Source organism: Candidatus Accumulibacter vicinus, from assembly GCF_000584955.1.
Classification (GTDB): Bacteria; Pseudomonadota; Gammaproteobacteria; order Burkholderiales; family Rhodocyclaceae; genus Accumulibacter; species Accumulibacter vicinus.
This window is the reverse complement of sequence record NZ_JDSS02000006.1, coordinates 110,852-125,600: the sequence shown is the minus strand read 5'-3', so window position 1 is coordinate 125,600 and position 14,749 is coordinate 110,852. Positions and strand designations below refer to the sequence as shown.

At 62.8% G+C, this 14,749-nt stretch carries 13 protein-coding genes; all 13 read right to left on the bottom strand.

Going from position 1 to position 14,749, the window contains the following annotated elements; all coding sequences use genetic code 11:
- Positions 1–96: 96 nt before the first annotated feature.
- Positions 97–732, bottom strand: a complete 636-nt coding sequence (locus tag CAPSK01_RS01380) for a nuclear transport factor 2 family protein (protein WP_034921344.1) — start codon at positions 730–732, stop codon at positions 97–99.
- A 203-nt stretch (positions 733–935) separates the two neighbouring features.
- A complete protein-coding gene (locus CAPSK01_RS01375) occupies positions 936–1,880 on the bottom strand; it encodes a hypothetical protein (RefSeq protein WP_034921342.1) in 945 nt (314 codons plus the stop codon).
- A 105-nt stretch (positions 1,881–1,985) separates the two neighbouring features.
- Entirely contained in the window at positions 1,986–3,032 is a 1,047-nt protein-coding gene (locus CAPSK01_RS01370; RefSeq protein ID WP_034921340.1) for a hypothetical protein, read from the bottom strand.
- Positions 3,029–4,375: a B12-binding domain-containing radical SAM protein gene (locus tag CAPSK01_RS01365; protein WP_034921338.1), complete on the bottom strand. Its 1,347-nt coding sequence runs from the start codon at positions 4,373–4,375 to the stop codon at positions 3,029–3,031. Before CAPSK01_RS01365 ends, CAPSK01_RS01370 begins: the two co-directional genes overlap by 4 nt.
- Positions 4,366–5,748 carry a radical SAM protein gene (locus tag CAPSK01_RS01360; protein ID WP_273702851.1) on the bottom strand — a complete coding sequence of 461 codons (1,383 nt, stop codon included), beginning with the start codon at positions 5,746–5,748 and terminating at the stop codon, positions 4,366–4,368. Before CAPSK01_RS01360 ends, CAPSK01_RS01365 begins: the two co-directional genes overlap by 10 nt.
- The gene (locus tag CAPSK01_RS01355; RefSeq protein ID WP_273702850.1) at positions 5,745–7,130 is read right to left on the bottom strand and encodes a GH3 auxin-responsive promoter family protein; all 1,386 of its coding nucleotides are present in this window, start codon (positions 7,128–7,130) and stop codon (positions 5,745–5,747) included. The genes CAPSK01_RS01360 and CAPSK01_RS01355 overlap by 4 nt, the downstream gene beginning before the upstream one ends.
- Positions 7,127–7,852 (bottom strand): hypothetical protein, encoded by a 726-nt coding sequence (locus tag CAPSK01_RS01350; protein WP_273702849.1) that lies wholly within the window; start codon positions 7,850–7,852, stop codon positions 7,127–7,129. Before CAPSK01_RS01350 ends, CAPSK01_RS01355 begins: the two co-directional genes overlap by 4 nt.
- A gap of 63 nt (positions 7,853–7,915) precedes the next feature.
- Entirely contained in the window at positions 7,916–8,839 is a 924-nt protein-coding gene (locus CAPSK01_RS01345; protein WP_034921335.1) for a diiron oxygenase, read from the bottom strand.
- Between the two features lie 168 nt (positions 8,840–9,007).
- Complete coding sequence (gene urtE, locus CAPSK01_RS01340; protein WP_034921334.1) at positions 9,008–9,700, bottom strand: urea ABC transporter ATP-binding subunit UrtE; 693 nt, start codon at positions 9,698–9,700, stop codon at positions 9,008–9,010.
- Positions 9,701–9,707: 7 nt separating this feature from the next.
- On the bottom strand, positions 9,708–10,550 hold the full coding sequence (urtD, locus tag CAPSK01_RS01335; protein WP_034921332.1) for an urea ABC transporter ATP-binding protein UrtD: 843 nt from the start codon (positions 10,548–10,550) through the stop codon (positions 9,708–9,710).
- Complete coding sequence (gene urtC / locus CAPSK01_RS01330; protein WP_273702894.1) at positions 10,547–11,653, bottom strand: urea ABC transporter permease subunit UrtC; 1,107 nt, start codon at positions 11,651–11,653, stop codon at positions 10,547–10,549. The genes urtD and urtC overlap by 4 nt, the downstream gene beginning before the upstream one ends.
- Positions 11,654–11,724: 71 nt before the next feature.
- A complete protein-coding gene (gene urtB / locus CAPSK01_RS01325) occupies positions 11,725–13,320 on the bottom strand; it encodes an urea ABC transporter permease subunit UrtB (protein ID WP_034921329.1) in 1,596 nt (531 codons plus the stop codon).
- Between the two features lie 84 nt (positions 13,321–13,404).
- The gene (gene urtA, locus CAPSK01_RS01320; RefSeq protein ID WP_034921327.1) at positions 13,405–14,673 is read right to left on the bottom strand and encodes an urea ABC transporter substrate-binding protein; all 1,269 of its coding nucleotides are present in this window, start codon (positions 14,671–14,673) and stop codon (positions 13,405–13,407) included.
- Positions 14,674–14,749 lie beyond the last annotated feature (76 nt).

The following is a 14,749-nucleotide window of genomic DNA, read 5'->3' as shown; positions in this document are numbered from 1 at the left end:
GGCCGCCGGCCGGGTCCAGTGGGGGGGCGCTTGCCGCCCAGACGGCTGCGGTGGTCAGGAACCACAGGGAAGAGAGGCAGCAACGCAGTAAATTTCTCATCTTTCGTCTCCTGGGCAGCGGGTGCTGCGGTTGAAACTGTTGTTTGGACAGCCGGCTGATATCCGAGATAAGTATATAGGCCGACGGCGGAAAAATAACAATCCGGCGATGAGACCGGCCAATGCGCCGCCCGTCGCGGCGACGAACGCCCCACGGTACGCCGCGTCCAGCATTCCATTGTCAAAGAGATTGAACGAGTAATGGACGGCGGCGATTCGCCAGCGCTCCGTATCGCGCGCCACGGTGGCAGTCCAGAAGGTGGTCAGTTCCAGTTCGAGGCCATCGGCGAACGCGTAATGGTCCTGGGAGCGGCCATGCGTTACGGCAATCTCGCCGTAATACCGAATATCCGGAGACATCTCGACAGTCGATTGCAGGGATTTGATCGACGGGGCATAGCCGATCATCTTGTCGAGGTACGTAGCGAGCGCGGCCTTACCGACGACCGTTTCCCCGTTCTTGGAGATCATCAGGTGGTTTTCGGTGGCGCTATCGATCAGGGTGACCTTGTCGCGATCGCGGACAGCACGCTCGACGCTGGCGAAGACTTCGCGGATCGCGCGCTCGTCGCCGGCCAGTGCCGGAGCCGCCAGGACAAGCACGCCCGCAAGGGTGGCGATTCGCAGGTCCATGGGTTAAGGTGGAAGTCGCGTCAGCGACTCATGAATCTCCCCTCCCCACTCGCTGGGGAGGGGCCGGGGGGTGAGATGGGGAATTCGCAGAGCATGCTCTGCGCCCATCGAACGACTTTGGCGTGCAAGCCGGAATGCACCCTGCAAGGGAGGGAAACGGTCATGACTTGCATGATCGAGGGGGTCTGAAAAAGTCATGACCGTTATTGCCGCCTGAGGTAGTTGAAGAAGCGATAGAGCACTGGTGCGATGTGCGGGCCGCGAAAGAAATGGTCGTAACCGAGGAAGGGGATCGTCAGACCGGCGTCGATCACGGTGCGACGACAAGCGACCATGCCGTCGTTCGGGCCGCGGTCGCGGATCGCCCGATAGCGGTTGATCAGCGACTTGTGGATATGGCTGGGCAAGGGAATCGCCGACAGGTTGAACACTTTGAGGTGGGGTGGCAGCCGCAAGGGTTCACGCCAGTAATCGTGGGTCGTCGAAAGTTCGCGCAGCAGATCGAAGCGGCTTCCGAATGCTCGGCAAATCGCCTGGAACTTGAGCCGCCGCGCCGGCGTGGCGATATCGAAGTCGGCGAGGTCGCAGCCTTCGACCAGGCCGCAGATATTGATCCAGCCGGCGATTCGGTCGATCACCGCGGCGCCCGCGTGATGCTGCAAGTAGGCGCGGAAGTCGGCGGCGCCCTTGCTCGCAGTGAGAAGCCAGACCCGTTCGGCTTGTTCGCGCTCAAGGTGATCGCGAATGATGCAGGCGTTCTCGGTGACGGTTCCCAGGCTCAGGATCGGGATGGTTTCGACAGCGAAGCCGCACGCGCCCGCAATGCCGATGGACAGCGCCGCATCTCCGCCGACTTCCGGGTAGTGCCGGTAAAAGAGCGCCGGGATCACCAGGATCTTGGCGCCCGCCGGGCCGGATGCCGTGACGATCGGCTCGGCATCGATCCTGGACAGGAAATCGGCGTTTGCCGGCGCCGTCCGCAAGGCTTCGTAGAGTGCCATCGTCGATACGTCGAGTCCGTGCTCCCGTGTCAATTCGATCAAGCGCTCGACCCCTGGAACGGCTCCGTCGAAACTGCGAACAAGGGGTGCGACTTCCTGCGCGAGGTGCACTTCATCGACGGGCGGTGACAGGTAGTACTGGACCATTCAGTCACTCCTGGCCAATGGTGTTCTCGACCAACCGAATCGCCAAAGGAATGCGGGCAGCGATGGGTACCCGATCAAGAATTCGCCGGGAAGGGGTTTGCCGCATCAGAGTACGGCGATCTCGGGCAGCACCGGCCGCCCGTCGAGGCCGGGCGGGTCGCCGTAGGCGACAGTATAGACCGTCATCCGGTAGTGCGACGGGCAGAAGCGGGCGATGATCTCTTGCAGACCTGGATCGTGGGTGGAGACGCCCATCGTCAGTACCGCCGTTCTGCACATCGCGAGGGCGTCGGCAACGAGTTCCGTCAGCATGGGGGCATGCTTCGCGTCAGCGGCCAGAAAGGCAAGATACGTCTGGTCGACCGCCTGGCCGGGGCGCGGCAGCGTGACTTGTCGGCGCGCTGCCGCAACAGCGTTGTACAGCGGCCGCAAAGCGGCGAGCGGTTGGCGGTAGGAGCGGGCGACAACCTGCTTGTAGTCGTTCTGGTTCCACAGTGCCATGCATGCCGCGGGCTTGCCCAAGGCGTCACGGCAGACGAAGAAATCGGCGCCGGTCGCGACCAGGGTCATCGGGTTCAGTACCGGCGAGAACTGGCGCGATGCAGCCGCGGCGTTGTGCAAGGCGCATACCGCGGCATCCTCATCCGGACGCATCGGGTGCCAGTGGCCCAACACCTTTCCCCGCACGCGCGGCATGGCCAGCGCGATCACTTCGCCCACCTCGACGTACCGGGGCAGGCCTTTCAGGTTCCCTTCGAGCAGGCGTCGGGCGGGCCGGTTCTCGGAGGCGATACAGGTGTAGCAGAACCCGGAGGAACCTTGTTCCCCCGCTGCGAACGCCGCGGCATAGCCGTCGCGCAGTGCCCGCACCCGCCGTCGGTAGCCGGCATCGATCCGGAGCGCACCGAGGTAGCCGGTCTGCACCGGATGGCCGTTGAGATGAACCGGATGTTCGGAGCGCACGAACATGCCGACGGCGCGATCGCCGTCGCGTGCGATCACCGCAAGGTCGCAGCCGAAGCGGTTCATTCCCCCGAAGAACGAGGGTTCGCGTTCGACGGCCATCGTCACCCACGAGGCCATGCTGTGTGCACGCAGCAGCGCCCGCAGTTCGGCGTCGTCAGCCGGGGTGGCGGGAGCGAAACGGATCATGCCGACCCAGCCATGCGGCCAGACCAGGTCTCGTCGCCGAGGGGATAGCCGTTGCGTCGCGACACGTCCTGGCGATGCATCAGATTGATCGGCAGGTAGTTGCGCAGCATGAAGAAGTCACTGCGGTTGTCCAGTCCCCGTTTCAGGATGCTCGGCCAGCCGTAGAAGCGGCGGCGGGCGGCCAGGCAACCCCCGGTGACCGCCGCGGGGGTCAGTCGTTGTGGCCGGAACGGCACCTCGTTGTAACAGTACGCGGGGTCCAGCCACCAGGCGTCGTAACGCAGGCGGCCCTCCTCCTGCAACCGGCGGTAAAGTGGCGTGCCCGGGAACGGCGTCATGTGGTTGAACGCCGCGATGTACATGCCTTCGGAAATCGCCATATCCACGGCGGTATCGAAGGACGACTCGACATCGTTGTCGTAACCGAAGACGAAGGTGCCGTAGACCGCGATGCCGTGCCTGCGCAGGTTGGCAAGGGCGACGCGATAGCCGCCTTTCATCAGGTTGAAGCGCTTGTTCATCTGCCGCAGATTGTCGGCATCCAGCGATTCGAAGCCGATCAGCACGCCCTTGCAGCCGCTTCTCGCCAGCAGCGACAGGAACTCCTCGTCGTGCGCGGCATTGATGCTGAGCTGGGTGATCCAGCGGATGTCCAGGCGGGCGAGTTCGGGCAGGAGTTCCTTGCCGGCCTTGAGATCGCCGGCGAAATTGTCGTCGACGAAGAAAAACAGACGCTTCCTGCCCTTGAGCGCGCGCAGTTCATCGATGACGCCAGCGATCGGCCGATTGCGATGGCTGCGACCGAAGAACGACTGGATCGAGCAGAACTCGCAAGGGAATCGGCAGCCGCGACCGGTTTCGATCAGACCGATGGGCAGGTAACGACGATCGGCAAACAGGGAACGATCGACGCGGATCGCCGCGAGGTTGCCGCGCTCGGCGGCATAGCGTGGGCGCAGGGTGCGGTGGGCCAGGTCGTCGAGCACTTCGACCCAGATGCCTTCGGCCTCGCCGACGACGACCGCATCGGCAAAACGTTGCGCCTCATCAGGCAGGGCGCTCGGGTGGAAGCCACCGACCACTACCGGCACGCCGCGCCGGCGATACTCGCTGGCGATCTGGTACGCGCGCCGTGCCGTGTAGGTCTCGACCGGCATTGCGACCGCGTCGCATGGGCGGTCATAGTCGATCGCCTCCATGCGGTCATCGAAGAAGGCCAGTTCGACGCTCTTCGGCGTCAGGCCGGCGAGCGTGGCAATCGGCAGGGGTTCCATCTGCCAGGAGCGGATGTAGGACTCCCCGGCACGATGGCCGATGGCCGGCTGGATCAGGGTCAACCGCATACGACTCTGGCCGCGGCCGCAGCATCAGGCGCGACTCGCGGCCGATCGATGACATCGATCGGCCAGTCGCAGTTATAGAAGCGGTGCAGGTTGTGCGCATAGAAGCGATAACCGGTATTGGCGGTCAGCGCGAGCGGCCGCAGATTGCCTGCCCGCCACAGCCGCCGGCCGATCGCAGACCAGCGGTAGGTCTGCTTCCAGGCACGTTCGTGGCCTTCGGCGAGTTCGCGCACCGACATGTTGCGCGGCTGGAAGACCACGTGCTGAGCGTCGTAGAGGGTCCAGTCGCGGGTCAGTATCCGTCCTTCGCGCTCGAATCGCGCATGCAAGGGCGTTCCCGGAAAGGGCGTCAGCACGGCGTAGCGCGGAAGGTCGATGCCGGTTTCGATGGCGAATTCCACCGTGGTTTGGAAAACATCCGGCGTATCGTGATCGAGGCCGAAGACGAAGCACCCTTGAATTGCGATCCCCAGTTGATGCAGGTCGTCGATGACCGAGCGGAAGTCGACCGAGGCATTGAAGCGCTTGCGGGCATCGCGCAGACTCTCGGGGGTGACGGTTTCGAGGCCGAGCAGCAGACCTTTGCAGCCGCTGCGGGCGACCAGTTCCATGAACTTGCGATCGTGTCCGAGGAGCACCGTGGACAGACCAAACCACTCGATGTTGAGCGGGATCAGACGGGTGAACAGTTCGCGGGCATATTCCTTGTCGGAAATCAGGTTGAGGTCGACGAACAGTATTTTCTTCTGTCCGAACTGCTGGATGTCGCGGATGACCCAATCGATGGGCTTCTGATACTGCTTGCGCCCCCAGGCAGCGGGTGCAACGCAGAACTCGCAATCGTGGGCGCAGGAACGGGTCGCCTCGAAAACCGCCTGGGTCAGGAAGTTGCGCGAATCGAAGAGATCCCGTCGGGCGAACGGCATTTGCGGTCGGTCGAGCGTGAAGTCAGGGCTCTGGTAGTAGGCCGGTTTCAGGGAGCCGGCTGCGAAATCACGCAGAAGCTGCGGCCAGCTGTCCTCGGCGTAGCCGACGCAGATCGAATCGGCGTGCTCTGCCGCTTCGTTCGGCAGCAACGTGACGTGGGGACCACCGAGCACGACGGTTTTGCCGCGGGCGCGGAAATGTGCCGCGAGTTCGTAGGCGCGTGGCGCCGTACCGGTAATCACGGTCATGCCGATCAGGTCAGCGGCAATCTCGTTCGGCAGCTCGACAATGCCTTCGTCGTAGAGCGACAGCTCGGCGCCGAGCTCCGGCGGGACCAGGGCGGCCAGTGTGGTCAAGGTCAGCGGCTGGTAACGCAGCGACTTCTTGAAGATGCCGCCGCGGTGGCGGTACAGGGGGCCTTTCGGCGATATCAGGGCAATCTTCATGGGCACTCCCGTTCGAAAACATCCAGCCAGAATGGCTCGGGACGCAGCGCGGTCGGCTTGATATCGCCAGGCCGGGCGCCGCGCGTCAGCAGGGTTCTCTCGTAGATCGCCCAGGCACGGGGCACCCGCAGAAAGTTTGGGGGCGACAACTGTGCGAGTTTCCTTGCATAGGCGTATTGGGGGTTGTGGCACAAGGCAGCGTCCAGCCGGGCAAGATCCTCCGGCGAGGTGTCGTGTTCGCGGACCAGTACGTAAGCACGCTTGCGCGCGTGGGGGAGCAGCAGAGAAAACCCGGGGAGAAAGGCAAGTGCGGTCGTGACGAAGGATTCGCTCAGTTTCTCGCCGACAAGGTCGCAGAACAGGCCGGAGCGACCAACGAAGCCGAGAATCGGCCGACCCGATGCTGCGTATCCACGGCAGCAAACGGCGTCGCCGCTTCGATAGCGGTACAGTCCGCTCGCTGTCGTCACGACGACTTCGTACTCCCTGCCGGGCTCGAGTTCGTGCGCGAGGAAGGCGTGCTCTTCGCTCAGGAACTCGAAGAAACCGTTGGCAACGAGTTCCGGTACGCCATGATCGTTGGGAACGGTCACGACGGCTTCGGTCGAGATCAGTCCCTTCGGCTCGATGGCGACGCCGGGAAAACGGGCGGCAAGCTCGGCGGCGTATGGGCGGGACGATCCGTCGGCCCAACAGCTGATCACCTTCAAGCGGGGCCAGGCAGCCGCGATTCTTTCGTGATCTTCCAGTAACGAAAGAAGGAAAGTCGGGCTCCAGACCGAGATCAGTTCGAGCGCCGAAGCGCTGGAAAGGTGACGCCGTGTTTCCTGGCGCCAAGTGGCGACGTCAGCGATTGCGGAGACTGAAAATGGCACGGCGCTCCGTGTCATCAGCACTGGGCACGTCGCCTCGTCGAGATAGGCGGCATCGGGCAGCCCGACCGGAACGTCGCCGATCCTTTCGGCAGTCCGGGCGACCGGACTGATCGAGAAATAGACCGTGCCGGTGACGGCGTGACGTGCCAAGGTTGCTGCAAGCCAGGGCGACACGGCGCGGCGGAACTCGACGATCCCGGCAGCGGAGTACGGGATGAGCTTGCTTCCGCCGGCGCTGCCGCCGGTTCTTTCGTAGGCGCAAGGCCGACCGCGGAAAAGGATGTCGCTTTCGCCATCGCTGATGCGTCGCAACCAGGGCGTCAGGCTCTCGTAGTCGCAGAGAGGGACCTGCGTGCGAAAGGCATCGAGTGTGAGAGGACGGCCATGGCTCCGCAGGTACGCGGTCGACGAGTTGCTTGCCAGCAGTTCGGCAAGCCAGTCGCTGCCGACGCCTGGGTCAGAGGCCGGCCTCCGTAGTGCCGCGGGCAGGCCCGAGGCCACGATCATCGCCGTGCTCCGGCAGCGCGCTGGAAGAAACGCGCGGCCAATGGTTTCAGGTTGTCGACGGCAAGCTCGCAGACGCAGACCAGCTCGTTTCCCTGCAGGTAGCCGGGGTTGCGGGCAAGAAAGAAGCGGACATCCTGGCGTTCGAGTTCATCGATATCCGGATGCGCGATCGCCGGGCGCAAGTGGCCACGAGATTCGGCGAACTCGACAACGCCCGTTTGTGGGTTGTAGTCGGCGCCGTAGCGGGCGCCGGCAAGGAAATCCGCCAGCGGTTTCAGGCGCAGGGTTTCGCTGTCCTGCCAACCAGGATGGAACTCGCGCGCGAAGACCGGCAGGTAGCGATAGGTGCGGTGTCCCTTCACCAGCAGGAACCAGTACAGGGGTCTTTCGGGCGAAGCCGCCTTGATGCCACCGACGTACTCGAGCCAGGCAAAGGCCAGCTCGCGTTGGCCCCAATGGCGCGGATCGACGATCGTGTCGCCGGAAAAGATGATTCCCGTGTCCTGCTCCTGCCACTCGACTTCATAGTGCTTGATCGTCGTGAAGCCGACCAGCGCATCGTCGCTGAATACCAGCAGGGCGTGGTCCTTTTCCGACAAATCGGCGCGGAACAGGGCATCATTGCTGCCCGCATAGTGATCCAGGTAGAGCGCCGACATCCTGGCAATTTGCTCCTCGTCGAGTTCGGTGGTGCGGACAACCCTCGACCTGTATTCAGGCATTGCAGGTTCGGGCCGATCCCGGCCCCGACAGGTTTCGACAGCCGCGGTGTCGCGCATTGGCAATTACCTGTATCGTGCGGCAGCCTTTGCGGCCGACCATGAGAACTCGGGAAACTCGTCGAACATGCCGTGCAAGGACGGGAGCTTGGACGTCGAGAAGAAGGCGTCATAGAAATCCGGTGAACCGGCAAGCGAGCGCACATCGCGACGCAGATCGCCCTGTCTTGAACTCAAGTCAGGAAATTCCCGGACCAGCCGGTCGATGACCGCGATACCGGATCTTTTTGGGGTGAGGAACTCGCGCATCAGGCGTGCGAGCAAAGCGCCGTTGATTCTCCGGGCAAGCGGAGAACTGCCGCAGAGCACGGCACGGACGATGTCCGGATACAGCTTGACGTGATGGACCTCGTCGCGCAGATGCCGAAGGTGTACTGCCAGGAAGCTCGGCTCGATGCTTGCGCCTTCCTTGGCGGATTTGATGACCGTCTTCGAGAACTCCGCCGACGCCTCCTCGAGGAAGAAGGCGAGCCAGATTACAAACGTCATGGTTTGCGGGTGTTGGACGATGGCATTCAGCACGTGGCGCACGATGGCCGACGGACGAATGAAGACATGCCGGCGGTTGGCATAAAGTTCTGGAAAGGCGCGACTGTTGATCGACGCGAACATCAACTGGTGCCGATCTTCATCGTCGACCATCGCCCGCAATCGGTCTTGCAGCGCTGGCTGTTTCACCGCGCCGGCAGCCAGTAGGGCGCGCGAAATCGCATTTCCGATGTCGTGCTCGAAGAAGATGAACTGCTCGTTGATATGGGCAGCGTAGAGCTGGTTGTAGCGCAGCCGTTGCGCGGCAGTCAGTCGCGCGAGCGAGGGCGTGTAGTAGAGTTGCGTCAGGGACTCGGGGACAAAAGGGAGCGAGAAATCGATCCCCTTCGCGGTCTCGTCGAATTCACCCTCTGGCGCCGTGATACCGTTGCTTTCAGACACGCGGTTGGCCCTTTCTCAATGGAATCGTCTTGGCGAACACGATTATTGCATAAGGGGCGGCGGTGGCCGAAGACAAGCGGTGTGGTTATCGGCCGTGATTCGGCGCTATGACCTGAACCGAAGTCGAGTGAGTGCGCTGTTCTACTTTCTCGGTCGCTGCGGCTGCCGCTATACCGCCAGCGCCGCCAGAACCCCGTCCTTATCCATGTCTTCGCCACGTCCGCGCATGATGATCTCGCCCCGTTCCATCAGCAGATATTGATCCGCCAGTGAGCGGGCAAAATCATAGTACTGCTCGACGAGCAGGATCGCCATGTCGCCGCTGGCGGCGAGCGAGCGCACGGCGCGCTCGATGTCCTTGATGATCGATGGCTGGATGCCTTCGGTGGGCTCGTCGAGAATCAGCAGCTTCGGCCCCATCGCCAGCGCGCGTCCAATCGCGAGTTGCTGCTGCTGCCCACCCGAGAGGTCGCCGCCGCGCCGGCGCAGCATCTGCCGCAGCACCGGGAACATCTCGAAGATGCGCTCGGGAACCGGCGTGCGGCCGGGACAGGTGGCGAGTCCCATCAGCAGATTCTCCTGTACCGTCAGACGCGGAAAGATCTCGCGTCCCTGCGGCACGTAGCCGATGCCGGCCTTGACGCGCTGGTGCGAGGCTGCGCGGGTGAGGTCGTGCCCGGCGAACTCGATACGCCCGCCCTTCGCCGGCAGCAAGCCCATCAACGACTTCAGCAGCGTCGATTTGCCCACGCCGTTGCGCCCGAGAATCGCCGTCACCTTGCCGGCTTCGGCAGTGAAACTGAGGTTGCGCAGGATGTGGCTGCCGCCGTAGTACTGGTTGAGATTGTCTACATTTAGCATGGTGGTTTTAACGCCCCAGGTAGACTTCGATCACGCGCGCATCGGACTGGACTTCCTCGAGGGTTCCCTCGGCAAGGACGCTGCCTTCGTGCAGGACGGTGACCTTGCTGCCGAGCTGCTTGACGAAAGCCATGTCGTGCTCGACGACGACCAGTGAATGCTTGCCGGCGAGCGACAGGAAGAGTTCGCCGGTTCGTTCGGTTTCCTCATCGGTCATGCCGGCGACCGGTTCGTCGAGCAACAGCAGCTTCGGTTCCTGCATCAGCAGCATGCCGATCTCCAGCCACTGTTTCTGGCCGTGCGACAGCAGACCGGCCAGCCGGTCGGCCTGGGCGTCGAGACGAATCAATTGCAGCGTCTCGGCGATCCGGTCGCCGGCCGCCGAATCGAGCTGCGCAAAAAGGCTCCGCCAGACGCGCTTGTCGGTCTTCATCGCCAGTTCGAGATTCTCGAAGACCGTGTGATTCTCGAAAATCGTCGGCTTCTGGAACTTGCGGCCGATCCCGACGTGCGCAATCTCGGGTTCGGAGAGACGCGTCAGGTCGATCGTCTGACCGAAGAAGACGCTGCCTTCGTCGGGTCGCGTCTTGCCGGTGATCACGTCCATCATCGTCGTCTTGCCGGCGCCGTTGGGCCCGATGATGCAGCGCAGCTCGCCGGCGTCGATTGCCAGCGACAGCTTGTTCAGCGCTCGAAAACCGTCGAAGCTGACCGTGATGTCTTCGAGATAAAGGATGACCTTGTGCGACAGGTCGAGTTCACCCGGTTTGAGCAGGTGTCCGAGTTCGGCGGTGCCGCTGTCCCAGTCAGGGTTGTCATGATTGTTCAACGGGAGATCAATGGCGTTCATGCCTGGACTCCTTTCGCTGCCGGTGCCAGCGGATGGCGATCACGCTTCATCCCGGCGCGCAGTTTCCGGCACAGGCCGACGATGCCCTGGGGCAGATACAGCGTCGCGACGATGAACAGGGTGCCGAGAAAGAACAGCCAGTATTCGGGGAAACTCACCGTAAACCAGCTCTTCGCGAGATTGACGATGAACGCGCCGATCACCGGACCGATCAGTGTCCCGCGCCCGCCGACGGCGACCCATATGGCGATTTCGATCGAATTGGCGACCGACATTTCGGACGGGTTGATGATTCCCACCTGCGGCACATACAGCGCACCGGCGACGGCGCACAACAGCGCCGACAAGGTCCACACGAAAAGCTTGTACCACAGCGGGTTGTAGCCGATGAACATCACTCGCGATTCGGCGTCGCGGATTGCCGTCAGGATGCGACCGTATTTCGAAGTCACCAGGGTGCGCGCGAGCAGCAAGGTGCCGAGCAACGTCAGCGCCGAAAGGCCGAAAAGGACGACGCGCGTCTCGGGGGCGGTGATCGAGTAGCCCAGGATGCGCTTGAAGTCGGTGAAACCGTTGTTGCCGCCGAAACCGGTTTCGTTGCGAAAGAAGAGCAGCATCGCAGCATAGGTCAGCGCTTGCGTGATGATCGAGAAATAGACGCCCTTGATGCGCGAGCGGAAGGCGAAGTAGCCGAACACGAAGGCAATCAGCGCCGGCACGACGAGTACCAGCAGCGCCACCCACACGAAGCTGTCGCTACCGACCCAGAACCACGGCAATTCCTTCCAGTCGAGAAAGACCATGAAATCCGGCAGGTCGCTCTGGTAACTGCCGTCACGGCCGATCTGGCGCATCAGGTACATCCCGAAGGCGTAGCCGCCGAGCGCGAAGAACAGGCCATGCCCGAGCGAGAGGATGCCGCCGTACCCCCAGATCAGATCCATGGCCACGGCGACGATCGCGTAGCAGAGAATCTTGCCGATCAGGGTGATGAAGTAGGTCGACAGGTGCAGTGGATGGTCGGGCGGCAGCGCGAGGTGCATGATCGGCACGGCAAACAGCGCGAAAGCAGCGAACAATCCCGCCATCTGCCAGCTACGCATGTCGAAGCTCTGCCCGAGGCGGACGATCAAAGGGGTTCGTGCAGGCGAAGGGCGCATGAAATCTCCCGGACTCAGGATTCGACAAAGCGGCCCTTGAGGGCGAACAGCCCTTGCGGACGCTTCTGGATGAAGATGATGATGAACACCAGCACGACGATCTTGGCGACCACCGCTCCTGTCCAGCCTTCGAGAAACTTGGTGAACACGCCCAGACCCAAGGCTGCCCAGACTGCGCCGGCAAGCTGCCCGACCCCGCCAAGAACAACGACCATGAATGAATCGACGATGTAGCCCTGCCCCATGTCCGGGCCAACGTTGGCAATCTGCGACAATGCCACGCCGCCGAGTCCGGCGATCCCTGCCCCGAGGCCGAAGGCCAGGGTATCGACGCGCCCGGTCGGCACGCCGACACAGCCGGCCATGGCACGGTTCTGCGTCACCGCGCGGACGAACATCCCCAGGCGCGAAAGATTGAGAATCCCCCACATCACGGCCAGCACGGCAATCGAGAAGCCGACGATGATGATCCGGTTCCAGGGCAGCATCAGGTTGGGCAGGACCTCGATGCCGCCGGCCATCCACACCGGGTTGGCGACCTCGACGTTCTGCGCGCCGAACAGCGTGCGCGCCACCTGCATCAGAAACAGCGAGATTCCCCAGGTGGCGAGCAGCGTCTCCAGCGGGCGGCCATAGAGGTGGCGGATGACGATCCGTTCCATGAGGATGCCGACCAGTGCTGCCGATAAAAAGCCGACCGGGAGCGCCGCCAGTAGATACCAGTCGATGGCACCTGGCAGATAGGCGCGGAAAACGCCCTGCATGACCCATGCCGAATAGGCGCCGACCATCAGCAGTTCGCCGTGCGCCATGTTGATGACCCCCATGACGCCGTAAGTGATCGCCAGGCCAAGGGCGGCGAGCAGGAGGATCGAGCCGAGCGACAGGCCGGTGAAGGCGCGGCCGAGATTGTCAGCCCACGCCAGCCGCTGCTCTATCGAGCGGATCGATGTCCTCGCCGCGGCGCGCACCGCGCTGTCAGGCTCGATCCAGGCGTCGCCGCGCTTTTCGGTCAGCGGCAGCAGCATTTGCCGGACGTTGGGGTCGCTGCTTTCGCCAAGGACCCGGACAGCGGCAAGCCGCACCCCGGCCTCGGTCGAACCGAGACTGGCCTGCGCATGCGCCAGTTGCAGGCGCTTCCTGATCTCGGGGTCGGTTTCGACGGCCAGTGCCTTGTCAAGCAGCGGCAGCATTTTGGCGTCAGCGCTCAATGTCAGCTCCTGGGCAGCCTGCCAGCGCACCGCGCGTTCGGTCGAGAACAGCCGCAGCGCAGCGAGGGCGCCCGACAGTTCGCGGCGCACGCGGTTATTGATGCCGATCGTCTCGGTCGCCGCCGGCGTCGGCTTGATTTCGGTGTGGCTGGCCGCGTCGAGGACACGCGCGCCGTCGACGATTACCACCCGCTCGCCGGCCAGTGCCAGCGAGTCGTCGGCCAGTGCCTTGAGGACTGGCAGCGCTTCGTCGGGCGCCGCCTGCGCCAGCGCGGCAATCGCGGCGATCTTGCTCTCCGAGTCTTCGGACGCGAGTGGCTTGAGCAGCGTCGGGTCAATCGCCGCCAGGCAAGCCGTACTCAGCAACCATCCGCAAAACAGTAATCCAGTGGTGCGCATGCTTTCTCCTCACCCCTCTGCCTCTTCCGGATCCGGGCGAGGCAGAGGAAGCTGCGTGAGCCGCGGCTGCGGCTCACGCGCTGCTTACTTGCCTTCCGGCTCGTCCTTTTTCTTGTCGTTACCCGGAATATACGGACTCCACGGCTGCGCCTTGATTGGCCCAGGCGTTTTCCAGACGACGTTGAACTGCCCATCGGCCTTGATTTCGCCGATGAACACCGGTTTATGCAGGTGATGGTTCTTCTCGTCCATCTTGATCGTGAAACCCGACGGTGCCTTGAAGGTCTGCCCGCCCATTGCTGCGATCACCTTGTCGACATCGGTCGACTTGGCCTTCTCGACCGCCTGTTTCCACATATGGACGCCGATGTAAGTGGCTTCCATCGGGTCGTTGGTCACCGCCTTGTCGGCGTTTGGCAGCTTCTGCTTGACCGCCCAGGCGCGGTACAGCTTGGTGAACTTGTCGTTGTCGGCGTTCTTCAACGACATGAAATAGTTCCACGACGCCAGGTGTCCAACCAGCGGCTTGGTATCGACACCGCGCAGTTCCTCCTCGCCGACCGAGAAGGCGACCACCGGCACTTCAGTGGCCTTCAGGCCGGCGTTGCCGAGTTCCTTGTAGAACGGCACGTTGGAGTCGCCGTTGATGGTCGAGACCACCGCCGTCTTCTTGCCTTCGCTGGAGAATTTCTTGATCTTGGCGATGATCGTCTGGTAGTCGCTGTGACCGAAAGGCGTGTACTCTTCCATGATGTCGGCGTCGGCGACGCCCTTCGACTTGAGGAAGGCGCGCAGAATCTTGTTGGTCGTGCGCGGATAGACGTAGTCGGTGCCGAGCAGGACAAAGCGTTTGGCTTCACCGCCGTCCTTGCTCATCAGATACTCGACCGCCGGAATCGCCTGCTGGTTTGGCGCAGCGCCAGTGTAGAAGACGTTCCGTTCGAGTTCCTCGCCTTCATACTGCACCGGGTAGAACAGCAGACCGTTGAGTTCCTTGTAGACTGGCAGGACCGACTTGCGCGACACCGAGGTCCAGCAGCCGAAAGTGACCGCAACCTTGTCCTTGCTCAGCAACTGGCGGGCCTTCTCGGCGAATAGCGGCCAGTTCGAGGCCGGGTCGACAACCACCGGTTCGAGTTTCTTGCCAAGCACGCCGCCCTTGCTGTTGATCTCGTCGATGGCCATCAGGACGGTCTCCTTGAGCGCCGTCTCGGAAATGGCCATGGTCCCGGACAGGGAATGCAGAACCCCGACCTTGATCGTCTCCGCAGCCAGTGCGCTGATCGGGCTGAGCCCGAAAGCGGTGGTGATGGCGGCGGCTGAAAGTGTCTTCATGAAATTGCGACGTAGCATCTGTTTTGGCTCCTCGAAGGTTAAGAACTGGGAAGAAAGGAAGAAATCTGTCCTGCCAGGACAACAAAGCAACCAC

Bases quoted from the DNA above. Each gene is read 5' to 3' on its own strand.
- CAPSK01_RS01375 (WP_034921342.1), bottom strand. From the start codon at position 1,880: ATGGTCCAGTACTACCTGTCACCGCCCGTCGATGAAGTGCACCTCGCG.
- urtC (WP_273702894.1), bottom strand. From the start codon at position 11,653: ATGCGTAGCTGGCAGATGGCGGGATTGTTCGCTGCTTTCGCGCTGTTT.
- urtB (WP_034921329.1), bottom strand. From the start codon at position 13,320: ATGCGCACCACTGGATTACTGTTTTGCGGATGGTTGCTGAGTACGGCT.
- CAPSK01_RS01355 (WP_273702850.1), bottom strand. From the start codon at position 7,130: ATGATCGTGGCCTCGGGCCTGCCCGCGGCACTACGGAGGCCGGCCTCT.
- urtA (WP_034921327.1), bottom strand. From the start codon at position 14,673: ATGCTACGTCGCAATTTCATGAAGACACTTTCAGCCGCCGCCATCACC.
- CAPSK01_RS01370 (WP_034921340.1), bottom strand. From the start codon at position 3,032: ATGATCCGTTTCGCTCCCGCCACCCCGGCTGACGACGCCGAACTGCGG.
- CAPSK01_RS01350 (WP_273702849.1), bottom strand. From the start codon at position 7,852: ATGCCTGAATACAGGTCGAGGGTTGTCCGCACCACCGAACTCGACGAG.
- CAPSK01_RS01380 (WP_034921344.1), bottom strand. From the start codon at position 732: ATGGACCTGCGAATCGCCACCCTTGCGGGCGTGCTTGTCCTGGCGGCT.
- urtE (WP_034921334.1), bottom strand. From the start codon at position 9,700: ATGCTAAATGTAGACAATCTCAACCAGTACTACGGCGGCAGCCACATC.
- CAPSK01_RS01365 (WP_034921338.1), bottom strand. From the start codon at position 4,375: ATGCGGTTGACCCTGATCCAGCCGGCCATCGGCCATCGTGCCGGGGAG.
- CAPSK01_RS01360 (WP_273702851.1), bottom strand. From the start codon at position 5,748: ATGAAGATTGCCCTGATATCGCCGAAAGGCCCCCTGTACCGCCACCGC.
- urtD (WP_034921332.1), bottom strand. From the start codon at position 10,550: ATGAACGCCATTGATCTCCCGTTGAACAATCATGACAACCCTGACTGG.